At 62.6% G+C, this 18,262-nt stretch carries 16 protein-coding genes and 1 pseudogene; 12 read left to right on the top strand and 5 right to left on the bottom strand.

Features of this window, described 5'->3' with window-relative positions:
* Window positions 1-414: 414 nt before the first annotated feature.
* Window positions 415-1,275, top strand: a complete 861-nt coding sequence (locus J8I87_RS40945) for a glycine betaine ABC transporter substrate-binding protein (protein WP_209938180.1) — start codon at window positions 415-417, stop codon at window positions 1,273-1,275.
* A gap of 141 nt (window positions 1,276-1,416) precedes the next feature.
* Window positions 1,417-3,072 (top strand): APC family permease, encoded by a 1,656-nt coding sequence (locus tag J8I87_RS40950; protein ID WP_209938181.1) that lies wholly within the window; start codon window positions 1,417-1,419, stop codon window positions 3,070-3,072.
* A 51-nt stretch (window positions 3,073-3,123) separates the two neighbouring features.
* Here J8I87_RS40950 and purU read toward each other — a convergent pair whose 3' ends face one another.
* Window positions 3,124-4,002 (bottom strand): formyltetrahydrofolate deformylase, encoded by an 879-nt coding sequence (purU, locus tag J8I87_RS40955; RefSeq protein WP_209938182.1) that lies wholly within the window; start codon window positions 4,000-4,002, stop codon window positions 3,124-3,126.
* A gap of 367 nt (window positions 4,003-4,369) precedes the next feature.
* On the opposite strand from purU, the gene J8I87_RS40960 reads away from it, so the two are divergent.
* From J8I87_RS40960 to J8I87_RS40970, 3 genes and pseudogenes are all read left to right on the top strand, one after another.
* Window positions 4,370-5,512, top strand: coding sequence for a porin (locus J8I87_RS40960; protein WP_209938184.1), 1,143 nt, complete (start codon window positions 4,370-4,372; stop codon window positions 5,510-5,512).
* 90 nt (window positions 5,513-5,602) lie between these two features.
* A pseudogene (locus tag J8I87_RS40965) lies at window positions 5,603-6,840 on the top strand (Zn-dependent hydrolase).
* Window positions 6,841-7,033: 193 nt separating this feature from the next.
* Window positions 7,034-8,404 carry an MFS transporter gene (locus J8I87_RS40970; RefSeq protein WP_209938186.1) on the top strand — a complete coding sequence of 457 codons (1,371 nt, stop codon included), beginning with the start codon at window positions 7,034-7,036 and terminating at the stop codon, window positions 8,402-8,404.
* Window positions 8,405-8,466: 62 nt separating this feature from the next.
* Here the strand turns inward: J8I87_RS40970 and J8I87_RS40975 are convergent, their stop codons facing one another.
* A complete protein-coding gene (locus tag J8I87_RS40975; RefSeq protein WP_209938187.1) occupies window positions 8,467-9,459 on the bottom strand; it encodes a GlxA family transcriptional regulator in 993 nt (330 codons plus the stop codon).
* Window positions 9,460-9,791: 332 nt separating this feature from the next.
* Between J8I87_RS40975 and J8I87_RS40980 the strand changes: the two genes are divergently transcribed.
* The 5 genes from J8I87_RS40980 to J8I87_RS41000 all read left to right on the top strand — a co-directional run bounded on the left by J8I87_RS40980 (window position 9,792) and on the right by J8I87_RS41000 (window position 14,423).
* Window positions 9,792-10,742 (top strand): choline ABC transporter substrate-binding protein, encoded by a 951-nt coding sequence (locus tag J8I87_RS40980; RefSeq protein ID WP_209938189.1) that lies wholly within the window; start codon window positions 9,792-9,794, stop codon window positions 10,740-10,742.
* 95 nt (window positions 10,743-10,837) lie between these two features.
* Window positions 10,838-11,767: a 3-keto-5-aminohexanoate cleavage protein gene (locus J8I87_RS40985; protein ID WP_209938190.1), complete on the top strand. Its 930-nt coding sequence runs from the start codon at window positions 10,838-10,840 to the stop codon at window positions 11,765-11,767.
* A 32-nt stretch (window positions 11,768-11,799) separates the two neighbouring features.
* Window positions 11,800-12,765, top strand: coding sequence for an L-carnitine dehydrogenase (locus J8I87_RS40990; RefSeq protein ID WP_209938191.1), 966 nt, complete (start codon window positions 11,800-11,802; stop codon window positions 12,763-12,765).
* A gap of 168 nt (window positions 12,766-12,933) precedes the next feature.
* Window positions 12,934-13,425: a thioesterase family protein gene (locus J8I87_RS40995; RefSeq protein WP_209938192.1), complete on the top strand. Its 492-nt coding sequence runs from the start codon at window positions 12,934-12,936 to the stop codon at window positions 13,423-13,425.
* A gap of 53 nt (window positions 13,426-13,478) precedes the next feature.
* Complete coding sequence (locus J8I87_RS41000; protein WP_209938194.1) at window positions 13,479-14,423, top strand: alpha/beta hydrolase; 945 nt, start codon at window positions 13,479-13,481, stop codon at window positions 14,421-14,423.
* Between the two features lie 215 nt (window positions 14,424-14,638).
* On the opposite strand, the gene J8I87_RS41005 is transcribed toward J8I87_RS41000, so the two are convergent.
* A complete protein-coding gene (locus J8I87_RS41005; RefSeq protein ID WP_209938200.1) occupies window positions 14,639-14,923 on the bottom strand; it encodes a DUF3331 domain-containing protein in 285 nt (94 codons plus the stop codon).
* A 381-nt stretch (window positions 14,924-15,304) separates the two neighbouring features.
* On the opposite strand from J8I87_RS41005, the gene J8I87_RS41010 reads away from it, so the two are divergent.
* Window positions 15,305-16,390, top strand: coding sequence for an AI-2E family transporter (locus tag J8I87_RS41010; protein WP_209938196.1), 1,086 nt, complete (start codon window positions 15,305-15,307; stop codon window positions 16,388-16,390).
* 91 nt (window positions 16,391-16,481) lie between these two features.
* Here the strand turns inward: J8I87_RS41010 and J8I87_RS41015 are convergent, their stop codons facing one another.
* On the bottom strand, window positions 16,482-17,585 hold the full coding sequence (locus J8I87_RS41015) for an OpgC domain-containing protein (protein WP_209938198.1): 1,104 nt from the start codon (window positions 17,583-17,585) through the stop codon (window positions 16,482-16,484).
* Window positions 17,586-17,799: 214 nt separating this feature from the next.
* Window positions 17,800-17,985: a hypothetical protein gene (locus J8I87_RS41020; RefSeq protein ID WP_209938199.1), complete on the bottom strand. Its 186-nt coding sequence runs from the start codon at window positions 17,983-17,985 to the stop codon at window positions 17,800-17,802.
* A gap of 134 nt (window positions 17,986-18,119) precedes the next feature.
* Here J8I87_RS41020 and J8I87_RS41025 point away from each other — a divergent pair.
* On the top strand, window positions 18,120-18,262 hold a 143-nt coding region (locus J8I87_RS41025), incomplete at its 3' end, for a 2-dehydropantoate 2-reductase N-terminal domain-containing protein (protein WP_280923127.1).

Genomic DNA, 18,262 nt, shown 5'->3' on the forward strand with positions numbered 1-18,262 from the left:
TACTTTCTTTGCCGCGGCAAAGAAAGTAGGTGCCGCCCCGCACAGGGGCAACGCCTGCGCCGCGAGGCGCTATCGCGAATGCCCGCGAAGGGCAAGGCGAACCGCATCGCGAATGCCCGCGAAGGGCAAGGCGAACCGCATCGCGGATGTCCGCGAAGGGCAAAGCGAACCGCATTCGCGGATTGCCCGCGAAGGGCAAAGCGAACCGCATCGCGAATGCCCGCGCAGGGCAAAGCGAACCGCATTCGCGGATTGCCCGCGCAAGGCAAAGCGAACCGCACTCGCGGATGCCCGCGACCCAAAACCCAATTGCGTCGCATACAGACAAATCCCCGTCGCAAACCCGACCACCTTATGCATTCTGGTTAGCGATTCTAAAGTTACACCGCGCGTGCGGCCACAAGGAGATCGACTATGAAGCACCTGAAAAAACTGATGTTATGCGGGGCGCTGATCGCCACGATGAGCGCCATCGGAGTCGCCACCGCGGACACGAAACCGACCATCAAGATCGGTTACGTCGAAGGCTGGGACGACAGCGTCGCCACTTCAAACGTCGCCGCCCAGATCATCGAGAAGCGCCTCGGCTATCCGGTGCAGCTCGTGCCCGTCGCCGCGGGCATCATGTGGCAGGGCGTCGCGCGCGGTGACCTCGACGCGACGCTGTCCGCGTGGCTGCCCGTCACGCACGGCGCGTACTGGGATCAGTTCAAGGGGAAGGTGCAGGACTTGGGAGCCAACTATACAGATGCGAAGATTGGCCTGATCGTCCCTGCGGACGTGCCGGAAAAAAGCATCAGCGACCTGCAGGCACATAAGGCAGACTTCTCGGGCCGCATCGTCGGCATCGATGCCGGTGCGGGCGTGATGAAAAAAACGGCCGATGCAATCAAGGCCTATAACCTCGACTATCAACTGATGCCGAGCTCGGGCAGCGCAATGACCGCGGAACTCGCGCGCTCGATGAACGCCAGCAAGCCTGTGATCGTCACAGGTTGGGTGCCGCACTGGATGTTCGCAAAGTGGAAGCTGAAGTTCCTCGACGACCCGAAGAAGGTGTACGGCGATTCAGAGCATGTGGATAGCGTCGTCAACCCGGGACTCGACACGAAGGCTCCGCAAGTCGTCGCGTTCCTCAAGAAGTTTCAATGGAAGCCGGGCGAAATCGACAGCGTGATGCTGGCGACGGAGAATGGCGCCAAGCCCGCCGACGCAGCCGGATCGTGGATCGCCGCACACGGCGACCGCGTGAACAGCTGGGTGGGAGCACAGTAACCGTCTTTCTCTAACGCGTCGTCACGAGCGTTTATAGCGATGCGGATGATGCGCTGCGCGCATATCCGCATCGCGGATGTCACGGTCGTTTGTGTTCCAGCCAGCGCGCAGGCTCTTTAATAACAACCAAGGAGACTCTGGATGGATCAGGCAAGACTGCGCACGCGCAGTATCGAAGGCGCAGCGGAGAGCGCCGCACATGAGGGCCATTCGCTGCAACGGGGCCTCACGTGGAAGGACGCATTTTGGGTAACGAGCGGCGTGCCGGGCGGCGTGCTGTTCACGATCGGCGGCGTGTCGGCGACGATCGGTCAACCCGCATGGGCCGTCTGGGTCGCGGCAATCCTGATGGGCCTGATTCAAAGCGCAACTTACGCCGAAATTTCAGGGCTTTTTCCGCACAAGTCGGGCGGCGCGTCCGTGTACGGCGCGATGGCCTGGGTGCGCTACAGCAAGACCATTGCACCCGTATCGGTGTGGTGCAACTGGCTTGCGTGGTCGCCGATGCTCGCGTTGGGCACGGGCCTCGCCGCGAACTATGCGCTCTCGAGCCTCTACGCACCCGATGCCGCAGTCAACACATGGCGCCTGACGCTGCTCGACCTGAGCTTCATCAAGCAGGGTCTTTCTCTGCGGATCAACGCGACGTTCATTATCGCGGCCATCTTCCTGCTGATCACGTTCAAATTGCAACATAGCGGCGCTTCGAAAGCCGCGAAGACGCAGCGAATCCTCGGCATTGCGTCGCTCGCGCCGTTGCTGATCGTCGGCATCGTGCCGTTCGTGACGGGCGACGTGCCCGCCGCGCATCTATGGCCGCTGATGCCGCTTGGACACGACGCACAGGGCAATCTCACGGCATCGACGTTCGGCTCGTGGAACGGCGCGGGCGTCACGATGGCATTCGGCGCGATGTTCATGGCGGGCTGGGCCGCGTACGGCTTCGAGACGGCTGTCTGCTACACGCGCGAGTTCCGCAACCCGCGCACCGACACGGTAAAAGCGATTTTCTGGTCCGGCATCGCGTGTCTGCTCGTGATGACGCTGGTGCCGCTCGCTTTCCAGGGCGTGCTGGGCACAAAAGGCATGCTCGATCCGAAGATCGCCGACGGCACCGGCGTGGCCGCGGCAATGGCGCATATGGTCGGCGGCGGCGCGGTCATGTTCGACGTGGTCGTCATCATGCTGATGCTGACCATCCTGCTGATCGTGATGACGTCGATGATGGGCTCGTCGCGTACGCTCTATCAGGCCTCCGTCGACGGCTGGCTGCCGAAGTATCTGTCGCACGTCAACGAGCACGGCGCGCCGACGCGCGCGATGTGGACCGACCTCGGCTTCAATCTGATCCTGCTGCTGATGTCGGACTACATGACGGTGCTGTCGATCTCCAACGTCTGCTACATGATCTTCGTGTTCCTGAACCTTCAGTCCGGCTGGATTCACCGGCTCGATCGCGCAGATGCGGACCGTCCGTTCCGCTGTCCGGCGTGGCTGCTTGCAGCGGGCGCGCTGTGTGGTTATCTGGATCTCGCGTTCATCGGCGCTGGCGCGGATCTGCAAGGCGTGGGCACGATGCGCAATGGTCTGATCGCGATGCTGCTGATCGTGCCGGTGTTCATGTTCCGCCACTACTGGCAGGACCGTGGGCGCTTTCCGGCGCGCATGGCGCAGGACATGGAGTGGCAGGGCGGTGTGCGGCCTGCTGGTTTGAGGGGACTGCTGCCATACGGTGCGCTTCTGTTGGCCGTCTTCGTGGTCTGGTTCTCGAACTATCTGGCCAAACCGTTTTTCTGAGCAGCGGAAATTGGCCGCCGCGTCGCTGATGCCACGCGGCGGCTCGTGCTTTTAAAGCACGACGGTTCGGTCGCCGTTGATAAACACGCGCCGTTCGACGAACGCCTTCACGGCGCGTGCGAGCGTAATGCATTCGACGTCGCGGCCCACGGCAAGCATGCGTTCCGGTCCATACGAATGATCGACGCGCTGCACTTCCTGTTCGATGATCGGGCCTTCGTCGAGATCGTCGGTGACGAAGTGCGCCGTCGCGCCGATCAGCTTGACGCCGCGCGCATGCGCCTGGTGATACGGTCGCGCGCCCTTGAAGCCGGGCAGGAAAGAGTGGTGGATATTGATCGCACGGCCCGCGAGCTTGCGGCTTGTTTCATCGGAGAGAATCTGCATGTAGCGCGCCAGAACCATCAGTTCCGCGCCGCTCGATTCGAACAGGTCGAGAATCTGCGCTTCCTGCCGTGGCTTGGTTTCGGCCGTGATCGGGAAATGATGGAACGGCAGGCCGTGCTGCGCGGCGAGCGGTTCGAAGTCGGCATGGTTCGACGCAATGCCGACGATATCCATCTTCAGTTCGCCCATGCGCCAGCGGAACAGCAGGTCGGCGAGACAATGTTCGAGCTTCGACACCATGATCAGCACCTTGGGCCGCGCTTCGAGATCATGCACGGCCCACTTCATGTCGAAGTCGGCGGCAATGGGGCGAAACTCGCGGCGCAGCGTATCGATATGCAGTGCCGCCTCGGGTGCGCTCGCCACGCGATGAAACACGCAGCGCACGAAAAAGCGCGAGCTGATGTCGTCGTCGAACACGGTCAGCTCGTCGACATAGCAATGGTGCCGATCGAGAAAACCAACGACAGCGGCGACCTGGCCGGCAGCGCTCGGGCAGGAAAGAGTCAGCGCGAACTGATGGGAGCGATCGGTGGCGGGCATGCGAGTCCTCTGTATTTCGATGTGGGATTTCCGCGCGGCCGCGCGCGCACGCATCGCGGCGCGGCAAACGGGATGATCCAGTAAAACAGCCCAATATGCGCGCGCATAGAACCGATGCGCCGTGGTTGTGGTATCGGAACGCCAGGGGAGCCTGCGGTCTTTCGTCGAATCAGGACGCGCGGTTTTGCTAAAGCCCGCGTGTTTAGCCAATTCCCCATGTCGCTATCAGACCAAATCCCGTCGTGTCTGGTCGAGTCACCTTAAATATGCGCTTGTACTGTGCATTGATCGTCGTGCGGATTGCACGCGTCGCGAACACCACTTCGCATTCCTATACCTTTATTGCCAGGCAAGAGAGAACACCACAATGAAAAAACTGAATGCCGCAGCCCTGACCGGCGTCGCGCTTGCGCTCGCCGGTGTGTCGAACGTGAGTCATGCGCAAAGCAGCGTCACGCTATATGGTGTCATCGATGCGGGCATCACCTGGGTCAACAACACGGGTGGCGCGCATGTGTTCAAGTTTGACGATGGCATCTCGTACGGCAACCGCTTCGGCTTGAAAGGCACGGAGGATCTCGGCGGCGGTCTGCAGGCCGTCTTCGTGCTCGAAAGCGGCTTTCATCTCGGCAACGGTCAACTGGGCTTCGGCAGCACGCTTTTCGGGCGCCAGGCTTATGTGGGGCTGAAGAACGAATGGGGCACGCTGTCGTTCGGCAACCAGCTCGATATGACGGAAGAGATGGTGTACCTGTACAACATCTCGGCGTGGGGGAGCGGCTATGCGATCCATCAGGGCGACTTCGACCGCTTCAATGGCGACCGCCTGCCGAACTCGGTGAAGTTCCTGTCGAATGAGTTTGCGGGCTTCATGTTCGGGGGCATGTACTCGTTCGGCAATGTCGCGGGCAACTTCCATCAGGACAGCGCCTGGAGCGTCGGAGCGCACTACGCGAACGGGGCGTTCACCGCGGGCGCCGCCTATACGCAGCTGAACAATCCGCACGGCATCTATGCGTTCGATCCGTACGCGATGATCGGCGTGCACACGTTCCTCGGCCAGCCGACTGTCACCGTCGATCCCGCGACGGGCGCGCGAACCGATCTCTTTTCGAGCACGCCGTTTCCTGTCGACAGGCAGGGCGCATTCGGCATCGGATCGAGCTATGCGATCGGCGACGTGACGCTGATGGGCAACTTCTCATACACGACGATCAAGGGCCTTGGTGTCACGTCGCATATGAAGGTGGGAGAAGGCGGTGCGAGCTGGCAGGTGACGCCCGCGTTCAGCGTGATCGGCGGCTATCAGTACACGAACTTCGAAGGACACCACTGGAATCAGGGTTCGCTTGGTGCGCACTATCTGCTGTCGAAGCGCACCGACGTGTATATTTCCGGCGATTATCTGAAGGCATCGAGCGGCGTCGATGCAGTGATCGGCTATAGCTTTACGCCGTCGACCACGACGACGCAAGCCGATGTGCGGATCGGCATGCGGCATTCCTTCTAGATCGCGATGCGTGAGCGTGATCTTTCCCGATTGATCGGCGATGCTACGATGCCGTGATTCAGGAACAACTCGCAAAAGGGATAAACAGAGTTGAAGATCAACGCTGACCGTTTATTGAACGATCTCAGGCAGCTTCGCAGTTTCGGCGCGACGGGATCGGGAGTCGTGCGACTGGCGCTGTCGCCCGTCGACATGCAGTCGCGCCGTTGGCTCGCCGGGCGGATGACGGACGCGGGCCTGAGCGCCGCCATCGACGGCGTGGGGACGGTGTTCGGCCGCTCCCCGCAGAGCGGGCCGGCGCTTCTGATCGGTTCACACACCGACACGCAACCGACGGGCGGCTGGCTCGACGGCGCATTGGGCGTGATCTACGGGATCGAGATTGCTCGCGCGCTGGCCGAAAGTGACGAGACGAAACATCTCGCCGTGGATGTCGCATCGTGGATGGACGAGGAAGGCACCTTTTCGTCCTTCCTCGGCAGCCGCAGCTTTGTCGGGGAACCCGTCGACGACGCGATCGGCAGCGCGCGCGATCGCGAAGGTCTGCTGCTTCGCGACGCGCTGTCGCGCGCCGGACTCGAAGCAGTCCCGCGTGTGCGCGTCGATCAGACGCGCCATGGTGCGTACATGGAGCCGCATATCGAGCAGGGCGGCAGGCTCGAAGCCGCAGGCAAGTCGATTGGCGTCGTGACGACGATCGTCGGCATACGCGAAGTGAGGCTGCGCTTTACCGGGCAGCGCAATCACGCGGGCCCACGCCGATGTCGATTCGCCGCGACGCCGGAGCGGCGCTGGTCGCTTTCATCTCACGGATGGACGAAGCCTTCCGGCAGATCGCCGACGCCGATACGGTCTGGACAGTCGGCCGTATCGAACTCGACCCCGGGTCGTTCAGCGTCGTGCCTGGCCAGGCCGACATGTATCTGCAGTTCCGGGACGCGAACGCACGGCGTCTGAGCGCGATGGAAGCCGCGCTCGCGGCGCTCGCCCGCGAATTCAATGCGCAATACAAGGTGACAGTCGAAATCTTCGCGTGCGATCAGCCGGAAGAGCCCGTTGTCATGGACGGCGCGCTTCAGCAGCATCTGGCGAACGCTGCCGAGGCGCTCGCGCCGGGGCAATGGGAACGCATGCCGAGCGGCGCTTCTCACGACGCGCAGGTGATCGCGCATCATCTGCCTGCGTGCATGCTCTTCGTGCCGAGCATCGGCGGAGTCAGCCATGACTTCATCGAAAATACGGCCGACGAACATATCGTGCTGGGTTGTGAAGTCGCAGCGCGCGCGGCCGTCGCGATTCTGCAAGAGCTTCGGAAACAGCGAAGCTGAAAAGGGGCACAAGATTTCTCGCCGGTTTCTTCCGGCGAGAAGCGCGCGTTTGTCGGTTGTATCCATCCTCCAGCCTGGTAATAACCATTAAGGCATTCCGAGCACATCGGAATCCCTCACGGCATGATGCATTTCGGAACCTCCTGTAGGGCTGGTTGTCAATACAGGATGTTGCCCTTTTTAGGGGGTCGAAATGGCTGCCGCGCAACCCGGGGCGACGCCCCTATCGGATGAGGACTACCGGCGGCAATTGCGCCGTGCAGTCATTGCCAGCACGATCGGCACCACGATCGAATGGTACGACTTCTTCCTTTACAGCATTGTCACGGGTCTCGTTTTCGCGAAGCTGTATTTTCCGGAATCGGACCCGCTCGTCGGCACATTGCAGGCCTTTCTCATCTACGCCGTCGGCTTTATCGCGCGACCCGTCGGCGCGGCCATTTTCGGGCACTATGGCGATCGCATTGGACGCAAGGCCACGCTGATCGTCACGCTGCTGCTGATGGGACTTGCGACGTTTGCCGTTGCGTTCGTCCCGACGTACGCGACAATCGGCATCTGGGGCGCCGTCGTGCTTACTGTGCTGCGCTTCATTCAGGGTGTCGGCGTCGGCGGCGAATGGGGCGGTTCCGTATTGATGTCGATGGAATGGGCACGCACGAACTCGCATCGCGGGTTCGTCGCGTCATGGCCGCAATTCGGCGTGCCTGCGGGGCTCTTCATCGCCAATCTGGCGGTGCTGGCGCTGAGTCAGCTTTCCGGCAATGCTTTTCTCACGTGGGGCTGGCGAGTGCCGTTCTTCCTCAGCATCGTGCTGGTCGCAATTGGCCTTTATATTCGCTTGAATATCCTGGAGACGCCGCTCTTTGCAAAGCTCGTTGCCGAGCAAAAAATCGAAAAGACGCCGATGCTCGAAGTATTGCGCCGGCAGCCGAAGGACATTTTTCTCTCCGCCTTTGCGCGGATGGCCGAGCAGGCGCCTTTCTATATCTATACGGCCTTTGTCTTCACCTATGGCGTGAGGTCGCTCGGCGTGACCCGCGACCTGCTGCTCACGGCCGTGCTGGCTGCTTCCTTGCTGGAGTTCTTCACGATTCCGTTCTTCGGTCACGTGTCCGATCTGATCGGGCGCCGGCGGATGTATATGATCGGCGCGGCCGCTGCCGGCATATTCGGCTTTGTCTATTTCGGCATGGTCGATACCCGGAACACCGTCTGGATCTTCGCGGCCATCGTGCTTTCGCTGGTGCCGCATTCGATGATGTACGGTCCGCAGGCGGCCCTGATTGCCGAGTCGTTCACGGGACGGCTGCGTTATAGCGGCGCATCGCTCGGCTATCAGCTGGCGTCCGTGATTGCGGGGGGACCCGCGCCATTGATCGCGACCGCGCTTTTCGCCTACTACCACTCAGGCTATGCGATCGCGGGCTATATCTTCGTATGCGCGGTGCTCAGCGTGGCGGCTGCGTGGAAGATGGGCGACTACACGAACAAGGACATCTCACGCGAATACGACGAGGGTCACGCGATGAGCGATCACAGGCGCGCGAGACCGGCTCATTGATCGCTTCTTCGATCGATACGCGTGTCGTTGAAAGGGGACGCGCGCATGGGTGGCGAGGCCGCTTACGCGCGCGGCCTCGCCACATTTTCATTGGATTGGCCGCCCGTTGCCGAGCGCAACGGACTGCGGTCACGCCTGGGGCTCGCGCCGAATCTCGCGCGATAGGTTCGCGAGAAATGCGACGGCGATTCGAACCCGCACGCGACGCAAATCGCCGTAATCGACATATCGGTCTGCTGCAATAGCTCGCGCGCGCGATCGAGCCGTAATTGCAGATAGAAATGCGTCGGCGTGTCCTTGAGCGAAGAACAAAAGAGTCGCTCGAGTTGCCGGCGCGTGACGCCGATTTCCTGAGCGAGGTCGGCGGGGGCGAGCGGTTCCTCCATGTTCTGTTCCATTACGCTGATCACCTGTATCAGCTTCGGATTGTGCACGCCGTAACGCGCGGCAATCTCCATGCGCTGATGATCGGAGCGCTGCCGGATGCGGCTCAGCACGAACTGCCCGGAAATCGACGAAGCAAGCGCCGCGCCGTGGCTGCGCGCAATGAGGTCGAGCATCATGTCGATCGACGCCGTGCCGCCCGCGCACGTGATGCGCCGCGGGCCGATTTCGAACAGCTCCTCGCTCGCCTCGACGCCCGGATAGCGCTCGCGAAAGGCGGAAAGCGCTTCCCAATGCAAGGTCACGCGGTCGGCCGCGCGCAGCACGCCTGCTTCGGCGAGCACGAATGCGCCCGTGTCGATGCCGCCGAGCGTAGCGTGAGCGCGGTCAAGCCGCTTGAGCCAGTCGCCGAGCGCGCGGCTGTAGCACGCGAGCGGATCGAAGCCCGCCACCACGAACAACGTTTGCGTATGCGCAACGTCCCCGAATGCCGCTTCCGCGTTGATCGAAATGCCGTTGCTCGCCGCGACGGGCGCGCCGTCCACGCTCAGTATGTGCCAGCGATACAGATCCTCGCGAAAGCGATTCGCGACGCGCAAGGGCTCGATGGCCGACATCGAGCCGATAGCCGAAAAGCCGGGCAGCAGCAGGAACGAAATGTCTTCGGGCATCGTGCGATCTTTTCGATGTCAGGGCGACGGGATTCGTCGGATCGGGCGAGCGTAGCAAGTGTCATGCGATGCGGCAAGCAACGTAAAAATCGCTAACGGACATGGCGCAGCGCACAAACGCAGCGAGCCCTCGCGGCGCACGCAGCCGCGTGACGACGCATGCTGGTTTTCCCTCATGGTCGCGGGCGAGCAAGAACGCGTCGCTCGCGGTCGATTTTGCCGGAATATGGATTTGTACCTTTGATGCACACCACGTTTTCAGGTCGTCTCACTCGCTGCTCGAATTGTGGGCGCACAAGGACACGCTACGAACCGTGTCGAAGGGGATCGTCATGAAGTTGAGCATCAAAGCCGTTACCGCCTGCGCTGCCGGCCTTCTGGCTGCACTGTCGCTGCCCGCGCTCGCGCAGGACCCGCCGAGTTGCCGCGCGGTGCGCTTTTCCGACATCGGCTGGACGGACATCACGTCGACCACGGCGCTCGCGTCGACGGTCTTCGAAGGGCTGGGTTATCAGCCGGTGACGACGGTGTCGTCGGTGCCGATTTCCTTTGCGGGGCTCAAAAGCAAGCAGATCGACGTATCGCTCGGCTATTGGTGGCCCGTGCAGGAGAAGGCGATTACGCCGTTCATCGAGTCGAAGTCGATCAACGTGTTGCAGCCGCCCAATCTCGCGGAGGCGAAAGCGACATTCGCAGTGCCCACCTATGAATACGATGCGGGGCTGAAGACGTTTGCCGATATCGCGAAGCATCGCGCGGAACTTGACGGAAAGATCTACGGCATCGAGCCGGGCAGCAGTGCGAATGCCGCGATCCAGAAGATGATCGCGACCAACCAGTTCGGCCTCGGCGGCTTCAGGCTGATCGAATCGAGCGAGGCGGGCATGCTCGTCACGGTCGAGCGCGCGGTGCGGGAGAAGAAATGGGTCGTCTTTCTCGGCTGGCAGCCGCATCCGATGAACATTCAGCTCGATATGAAATACCTGAGCGGAAGCGAAGGCGTATTCGGTCCTAACGATGGCGAAGCGCGCGTCTATACGCTGACGTCGCCTGACTTTATGACGCGTTGCCCGAACGCCGGCAAGCTCGTCAGCAATCTGCGCTTTACGACGCAAATCGAAAACGTCGTGATGCAGTCGGTGATGAACAAGGAGAAGCCCGCCGAAGCCGCCAAAGCGTATTTGAAAAAGAACCCGCAAGTACTCGACCAATGGCTGGCCGGCGTAAAGACATATGACGGCAAGGAGGGATTGCCCGCCGTTAAATCCTGGCTGGGGCTTTGACCGCCGGATTCAGACGCCTCTTTCAGGACTTCAGGCAGCACCAGTACTTTGTATTGCGACTTTTCAGATCCACCCAGCTCACAGGAATGACAAGCATGAACCATGAAGTGATCGTGACCTGCGCCGTGACGGGCGCAGGCGACACCGTCGGCAAGCATCCCGCCATTCCCGTCACGCCGAAACAGATTGCCGATGCGGCGATCGAGGCCGCCAAAGCGGGCGCGACTGTCGCGCACTGTCATGTGCGAGATCCGAAAACGGGACGAGGCAGCCGCGACCCGAATCTGTATCGCGAGGTGGTCGATCGCATTCGTTCGGCGAATACGGACGTCATCATCAATCTGACGGCGGGCATGGGCGGCGATCTGGAGATCGGCCCTGGCGAAGATCCGATGCGTTTCGGCGCGGGCACCGATCTCGTCGGCGGCCTGACGCGGCTTGCGCATGTCGAAGAACTGTTGCCGGAAATCTGCACGCTCGATTGCGGCACGCTCAATTTCGGCGACGGCGACTATATCTATGTTTCGACGCCCGCCCAGTTGCGCGCAGGCGCAAAGCGCATTCAGGAACTCGGCGTCAAGCCGGAGCTGGAGATCTTCGATACGGGCCACCTGTGGTTCGCCAAGCAGTTGTTGAAAGAAGGGCTGCTCGATGCGCCGCCGTTATTCCAGTTATGCCTGGGCATTCCGTGGGGCGCGCCCGCCGATACGACGACGATGAAGGCGATGGTCGACAACTTGCCGGCGGGTGCGCAATGGGCGGGCTTCGGCATCGGCCGCATGCAGATGCCGATGGTTGCGCAGGCGATGTTGCTCGGCGGCCATGTGCGTGTCGGTCTTGAAGACAACATCTGGCTCGACAGGGGCGTGCCCGCGACCAACGCAACGCTGGTCACGCGCGCAGTCGAGATCATCGAGCGACTGGGCGGCCGCGCGCTGACGCCCGCCGAGGGCCGCAAGAAACTCGGCTTGCCCGCGCGCGGCGAACGGCTGCTGGAGAAGCGTGCCGTCGAACAGTTCGCATGACGCTTTTGATCAATCACAGAGGATTTTCGGCAATGGCAGTGATCACCGACATCAAGACATTCGCAGCAATCGGCGCGGGCGTAATCGGCAGCGGTTGGGTTGCGCGCGCGCTCGCGCAAGGCCTCGACGTGATCGCGTGGGACCCCGCGCCGGGCGCGGAAAAGCAGTTGCGCGACAACGTCGCGAACGCGTGGCCCGCGCTGGAGCGCGTCGGACTTGCGCAAGGCGCTTCGCAGGATCGCTTGCGCTTCGTGGAGACGATCGCAGCATGCGTTGCGGACGCGGACTTCATTCAGGAAAGCGCGCCCGAGCGGGAGGAACTCAAGCTCGCGCTGCACGAGCAGATCAGTCGCGCGGCGAAGCCCGACGCGATCATCGCTTCGTCGACGTCAGGTCTGTTGCCGACCGACTTCTATGCGCGCGCGTTGCATCCCGAGCGTTGCATCGTCGGGCATCCATTCAATCCCGTGTATCTGCTGCCGCTCGTCGAAGTGCTGGGCGGCGAGCGGACGGCGCCTGCCGCCGTCGATGCCGCGATGAGCATCTATCGCTCGCTCGGCATGCGGCCGCTGCATGTGCGCAAGGAAGTGCCCGGCTTCATCGCCGACCGGCTGCTCGAAGCGCTATGGCGCGAGGCGTTGCATCTCGTCGATGAAGGCGTTGCGACAACGGGTGAAATCGACGATGCGATCCGTTTCGGGGCGGGCATCCGCTGGTCGTTCATGGGGACGTTCCTCACGTACACGCTGGCGGGCGGCGATGCGGGCATGCGCCATTTCATGCAGCAGTTCGGGCCCGCGCTCGAGTTGCCATGGACGAAGCTCGTTGCGCCGAAGCTGACGGATCAGCTGATCGACCGCGTGGTGGATGGAACGGCCGAACAGGTTGGTCCGCGCTCGATCAAGCAGCTCGAACGCTATCGCGACGAGTGCATCACAAACGTGCTGGACGCGATTGCGCAGACGAAGGCGCGGCACGGCTTGCGCGCCGACGAATGACGTCGCGTAAGATGGCTGCATGCGCGGGACAGGCGAAGCAGGTTGTCGCGCGCGTGAACGACAATGAAAGCGCTGAACGACAACGAAAGCGCGCTTCATAACGCTATTTCATAGCGACATTTCATAGCGCCATTCATGGCGACATTCCAAGCGACGGAGACAATCGCCATGGCGCGACATGCAGCATTGCCGGCGTATCACGACGTAGTACGCGCCGAGTGGGTCGACTACAACGGCCATTTGCGCGATGCGTTCTATATGCTGATTTTCAGCTTCGCCACCGATGCGCTGATCGACCAGATCGGTCTCGACGACGCCGTGCGCAAGGCACGCGGCCGCTCGATCTACACGCTCGAAGCGCATATCAGCTATCTGCACGAAATCAAGGAAGGCGCACGCGTTCGGGTCGAGATGCGCGTGCTTGCGCACGACGCGAAGCGGATGCACCTGTACCTCGAAATGTTCGCGGACGATGGCGACGAGCCCGTGGCCGCGGGTGAACAAATGTTGTTGCACGTCGATACGCGCGGGCCACGATCCGCCGTGTTCGATAGCGATGTTCAAGCGCGCGTGCACGCGCTGGCTGGCGCGCAGGCGGCACTGCCCGCGCCTCTCTACGCCGGCCGGGTGATCGGACTGCCGTCGCAGATGCGCAAGTAGCGTGCTTCCATTCGCAGGCATCATCGGCCAACGCTCGAACGGAGTCACCCGCGATGCTCGAACCTGAAATCGTTGCATTCGTTGAACGCACGAAGGCGCTTTATCCCGCCGATCGCCCGGCAGCGCCGATCAGCGGGCAGCGTGCGATGTACGAGCGCCTGGCGGCAGCGTTCACGCCGCCGTTGCCCGACGGCGTGACGACTCACGACGCGCCGTTCATGTCACCGGATGGGCATGTGTTCGGATTGCGCCTGTACGCGAGCGCGGAGCGCGAGCAGTCGAAGGGCACGGTGCTGTATTTTCATGGCGGCGGTTTTGTCGTCGGCTCGCTGGAGAGCCACGCGCTGATCACGGCACGCATCGCGGCCGATACGGGCTTGTGCGTGGTGGCCGTCGACTATCGGCTCGCGCCTGAACATCCGGCGCCCGCCGCGCACGACGATTGCCTCGCCGTCACGCGCGCCGCGCTGAACGGACGCTTGCCGTTCGGCGCGCTGCCGGGTTCGCTGCAACTGGCGGGCGATAGCGCGGGTGGCACGCTCGCGGCGAGCGTCGCGATGCGTTTGCGCGATGAGGGGATCGCAGGCGTGCGGAGCGTCGCGCTGGTGTACCCGATGCTGGGCATCGAGCCTCAATTGCCCGCGCGCGACACGCAAGCCGATGCGCCGATGCTCACACTCGCCGATGTGCGCCGCTACGGCGCGCTCTATTGGGGCACGCGCGCAGCCGATCTGGCGGCCTCAGCGTGGACCGTTCCGCTCGAAGCATCGCGCTACGACGGGTTGCCGCCGACGCTTGCGATCGGCGTCGAGCACGATCCGTTGTGCGACGATGCGCGGGTCTTCGCGGAGCGCATCCGTGCTGCGGGCGGCGAGGCATATGCACCCGTGGGCGTCGGCCTCGTACACGGCTCGTGGCGTGCGCTGGCGACGAGTCCGGGCGTGCAATGGATGCATCGCGAGGTGTGCCGCTTCCTCGTCGAGCATTCGACGGATTAACTGGCGCAATCAGCACACGCATTCAGCACGGGCAATCGGCAGGCGCAATCAGCAGGCGCAATCAGCAGGCGCAATCTGCAGGCGCGATCGGCAGGCGCGATCGGCAGGCGCAATCTGCACGCGCAACAATGGCCCGCTGTATCCGATGACGTTCGCGATCTTGCCTCGGAGCCTGTCAGCGAGCCTTTGATGTCGATTGTTGCCTGAAACGTCGGTTATGCCGCGAGCGCGTGTTCGAGTACTTCGGCGGCGATCATCGCCTTCGCGTTGGCGGGCGCGGGGCGCTCGGCCGGCTTGAAGACCGCGTCGCCGCGTCGAATCTTGCGGCGCGACACGGCGCAAGTGCCCGAACTGTGCGCCGAGCGGCGGCGCCAGCGCTGTTCGCCATAGTGACAGCGACCGGGCTCGACCCAGCGGATCACCAGCGTCGTGTCAGAGTGCTCGAGAATCTCGATGCGTAACCCGTCGGCGCCCATCAACGGTAAACACTCCAAGGTCATCATGACGGCTCCGTAGTTGTGGTGCGCCGAATTTAGTCCCGCGCGCGCGTAAGAGCCATTGTGCTTGCGTAGAAACACTCTTCCCGTTTCCGCAATAATGGGAAACCCGGTACGTGCGCGAACGGTACGAAGCGGATTTGCGGGCTGTCAAGACGATTGCATGCAAACATGCAACGAACTGTTGTATGAGGGCGCGGAAAAGGGCCGGGTCAGTTAACCGTTGGCCCGGCGCTGGCGGCATCCATTAAGATGAGCGCCTGGCAGCGCCGGGGCGCGTGCGACAGGCACCCGGCGTGCTCGTTGTGCATACGGCCTATGGCTGCCTTCTTTACCCGGGCGCGTTATCGTTGAACGCGCGATGAGCCTGTATCACGAGGTCACATGAACCAACGTCCGCACGACATTCCACCCGAGGCCGACCTGCCGGATGGCCGCAAGATGCAGCGAATCGCGTCGTTCACGCTGTATGCGGTGATGGTGGCGCTGGCCGTGTGGGTGATCCGCGACTTTGTGCCTGCCATCGCGTGGGCATGCGTGATCGCGATTGCGTTGTGGCCGGCTTTTCACCGGGTCGAGGAATTCGGTCCGTGCAAGGGACGCACGACGCTGACGGCAACGATAGTGACGGTCGCGATCGGCTTGCTGTTCCTGCTGCCCGTCGGCATCGGCATTGCACAGGCCGCGGCTGAAGCGCACGACTTGATCGAATGGGCGCGCGCCGCGCAGGAGAATGGCATTCCCGTGCCCGACTTCGTGCAGCATCTGCCGTTCGGCGCGATGCAGATCGAGCACTGGTGGCAGGAGAATCTCGCGCAGCCGTTGCGTGATTCGCCTGCGATGAAGGGCTTGCACGGCGGAGCCGTCGTCACGTTCGGCCGGCATTTCGGCGCGCGCGCCGCGCACGCGCTGATGCTGTTCGGCTTCATGCTCGTCACGCTGTTCGTGATCTTTCAGGCGGGGCCGCGGCTGTCGGGCTCGCTGATGAAGGGCGTGCAGCGCGCGTTCGGCCATGACGGCCTGCATCTCGTCGAACGGATGGCGGCTGCCGTGCGTGGCACGGTGTCGGGGCTCGTGGTGGTGGGGATCGGCGAAGGCGCGCTGCTGCTCGTCGCGTACATGCTGACGGGTGTACCACATGCCGCGCTGCTCGGCTTCGTGACCGCGATTGCCGCGATGCTGCCGTTTTGCGCGCCGCTCGTGTTCTGCGGCGCGGCGCTGTGGCTCTTCATCATGCAAGGGACGCTGGTGCCGGCGATCGGTCTCGCGGTGTTCGGCTTTGTCGTCGTGTTCATTGCCGAGCACTTCGTTCGGCCCGTGCTGATCGGCAGTTCCGCGCGGCTGCCGTTCCTGCTCGTGCTGTTCGGCATTCTTGGCGGCGCGGAAACGTTCGGGCTGCTGGGGCTGTTCGTCGGCCCCGCGCTGATGACGGTGCTGATGGTGTTGTGGACCGAGTGGGTCGAGCGATAGGCCGTCGAGCCGCCCGGGCCGTTTCCGGGCGGCTTTCTTTCTTCTTTTGATTCGACGTCTTCCGCCTGCCTTATCTTCCCGTCACGTCCCGTCACGCCGGGCCCGAGCCGCGCAGACGCGGCGTCCGCACGCGTGAGATGGGCACGGACACTTTGGCGACGGCGAGCAGCGAACCGATCGCGACGGCATCGGCGGCGAGGCCGAGCGGTACATTCAGATAACCGCTTGTCGCCGTGTACAGCAGTGAATCGACGACGAGCGAGATCACCGTGCCTGCGATAAAACACAGCAGACCCTTGCGTCCGACGAGGCCGACCCACGGCAGGCGCTGCGCGAGCGCCCTGGCCCAGCCGAAGCGCACCATGTTCGCGACGAGCCACGCGATCGCGAGGAAATTCAGGGCGCGCAGCCACGACAGATTCTGCTTGAGGCTGCCGTCGAGCGGCTCCACTTCCACGAACAGCTTGAACCACGCGGCGCACGCGACGATCGCGCAAGCGAGCGCCGTCAACATCCAGCCGTGTCGATGCGCGCTTGCGCGCTGATAGACGGGCTGAGCCTGCGCGATCACGCCCAGCACGAACATCAATTGCCACGCGAACGGGTTGAAGTCCCATTGCGCGTCTTCGGCGACGGGCAGCTGCGGCAGCATTGACGGCGCAACCGCCCATAAAGCGAGACTGCCCGCGAGCAGCAGCCACGGCTTGTTGCGCGCGAGCGGCAGAATCGCGGGCACGGCGAACGCGAAGAACGCGTACATCGGCAGAACGGACGCCAGATACGGCTGACGACGGAACAGCAGGATGTCGCGCAGGACGACGGCGGGCGTGTCCATCATGTCGTCGAGATCGGTCGTCGCCATGTTGGGCGCGTCGATGCTGAACGCGCTCATCAACGCGCTGACCAGCAGCATCAGGATGGCGGTGATCAGAAATGCCCTATATAGCTCGAGCGCGCGCTTGAGGAACCGGGTGCGCGCGTCGGCTTCAGTGCGGTTTCGCGCTAGCGATGCATAGGCCATAGCGGTCGCGAAGCCGCCGAGGAAGACGAAGACTTCCGCCGCGTCGCACAGCGCGTACGCGTGCAGCGTCGCACGCGAGAGGATGCTGCCGCCGATGTGATCGACGACGATAAATATAAGAACCAGCCCTCGGAAGAAGTCCAGTTCGATCAGCCGGGATTTTGATGCCTGCATGCGTGATTTGTTGGTGAAGCGCTTCCTGGGAACAGTGCCGTGAGTGGCGCAGCGTGGGTTCAGGAGGCGTGGGGTGTTCTGTGCAACTTCAAGCATGTGTCGCGTATGGCGGCGCGTTTGCACAGGCTTTTCGAGGTTGCTCGGGTGAGATGTTCACGTGACCTGGTCAGCGGCGCGAACAGCAATCCAACCCGGAATGGACCGACATTATCGCTCAGAGTTCACCCTGGTTGCGGTTTTGTTGGAAAAGTGCGTTCGCGGGGCGGATGTTCGCGGCGAGCGGGCCGGTGGTGGTGCTGAAAAACGAGATGGGATTGGCGAAAACGGTTCGGGTATTGGCGGGTAAGTCGAGTGCGGGATTCGTATGCTTGGCGGCTCTTTGGGAGCGGTAGTCCGTCATCGAGTGCTTCGGAGGTACAGGAAGTGTTGGCCGATGGCGTGAATGCGCCTGAGGACTATTGAAGTACAGCACTTGGACGAGTCAGCTGTCTTTGCAGGTTGCTTCGCTTGAAGGCAGGGGATAGCCAGTCGCGTATGAAAATCACCATTATCGGCACGGGTTACGTAGGTCTCGTCACGGGCGCATGTCTTGCCGAAGTCGGCAACGACGTCTTCTGCCTCGACGTCGATCCGCGCAAGATCGAGATCCTCAATAACGGCGGCATGCCGATTCACGA

Source organism: Paraburkholderia sp. LEh10 (genome assembly GCF_017814945.1).
Taxonomy (GTDB): domain Bacteria; phylum Pseudomonadota; class Gammaproteobacteria; order Burkholderiales; family Burkholderiaceae; genus Paraburkholderia.

Bases quoted from the DNA above. Each gene is read 5' to 3' on its own strand.
- J8I87_RS40945 (WP_209938180.1), top strand. From the start codon at position 415: ATGAAGCACCTGAAAAAACTGATGTTATGCGGGGCGCTGATCGCCACG.
- J8I87_RS40950 (WP_209938181.1), top strand. From the start codon at position 1,417: ATGGATCAGGCAAGACTGCGCACGCGCAGTATCGAAGGCGCAGCGGAG.
- purU (WP_209938182.1), bottom strand. From the start codon at position 4,002: ATGCCCGCCACCGATCGCTCCCATCAGTTCGCGCTGACTCTTTCCTGC.
- J8I87_RS40960 (WP_209938184.1), top strand. From the start codon at position 4,370: ATGAAAAAACTGAATGCCGCAGCCCTGACCGGCGTCGCGCTTGCGCTC.
- J8I87_RS40970 (WP_209938186.1), top strand. From the start codon at position 7,034: ATGGCTGCCGCGCAACCCGGGGCGACGCCCCTATCGGATGAGGACTAC.
- J8I87_RS40975 (WP_209938187.1), bottom strand. From the start codon at position 9,459: ATGCCCGAAGACATTTCGTTCCTGCTGCTGCCCGGCTTTTCGGCTATC.
- J8I87_RS40980 (WP_209938189.1), top strand. From the start codon at position 9,792: ATGAAGTTGAGCATCAAAGCCGTTACCGCCTGCGCTGCCGGCCTTCTG.
- J8I87_RS40985 (WP_209938190.1), top strand. From the start codon at position 10,838: ATGAACCATGAAGTGATCGTGACCTGCGCCGTGACGGGCGCAGGCGAC.
- J8I87_RS40990 (WP_209938191.1), top strand. From the start codon at position 11,800: ATGGCAGTGATCACCGACATCAAGACATTCGCAGCAATCGGCGCGGGC.
- J8I87_RS40995 (WP_209938192.1), top strand. From the start codon at position 12,934: ATGGCGCGACATGCAGCATTGCCGGCGTATCACGACGTAGTACGCGCC.
- J8I87_RS41000 (WP_209938194.1), top strand. From the start codon at position 13,479: ATGCTCGAACCTGAAATCGTTGCATTCGTTGAACGCACGAAGGCGCTT.
- J8I87_RS41005 (WP_209938200.1), bottom strand. From the start codon at position 14,923: ATGACCTTGGAGTGTTTACCGTTGATGGGCGCCGACGGGTTACGCATC.
- J8I87_RS41010 (WP_209938196.1), top strand. From the start codon at position 15,305: ATGAACCAACGTCCGCACGACATTCCACCCGAGGCCGACCTGCCGGAT.
- J8I87_RS41015 (WP_209938198.1), bottom strand. From the start codon at position 17,585: ATGCAGGCATCAAAATCCCGGCTGATCGAACTGGACTTCTTCCGAGGG.
- J8I87_RS41020 (WP_209938199.1), bottom strand. From the start codon at position 17,985: ATGACGGACTACCGCTCCCAAAGAGCCGCCAAGCATACGAATCCCGCA.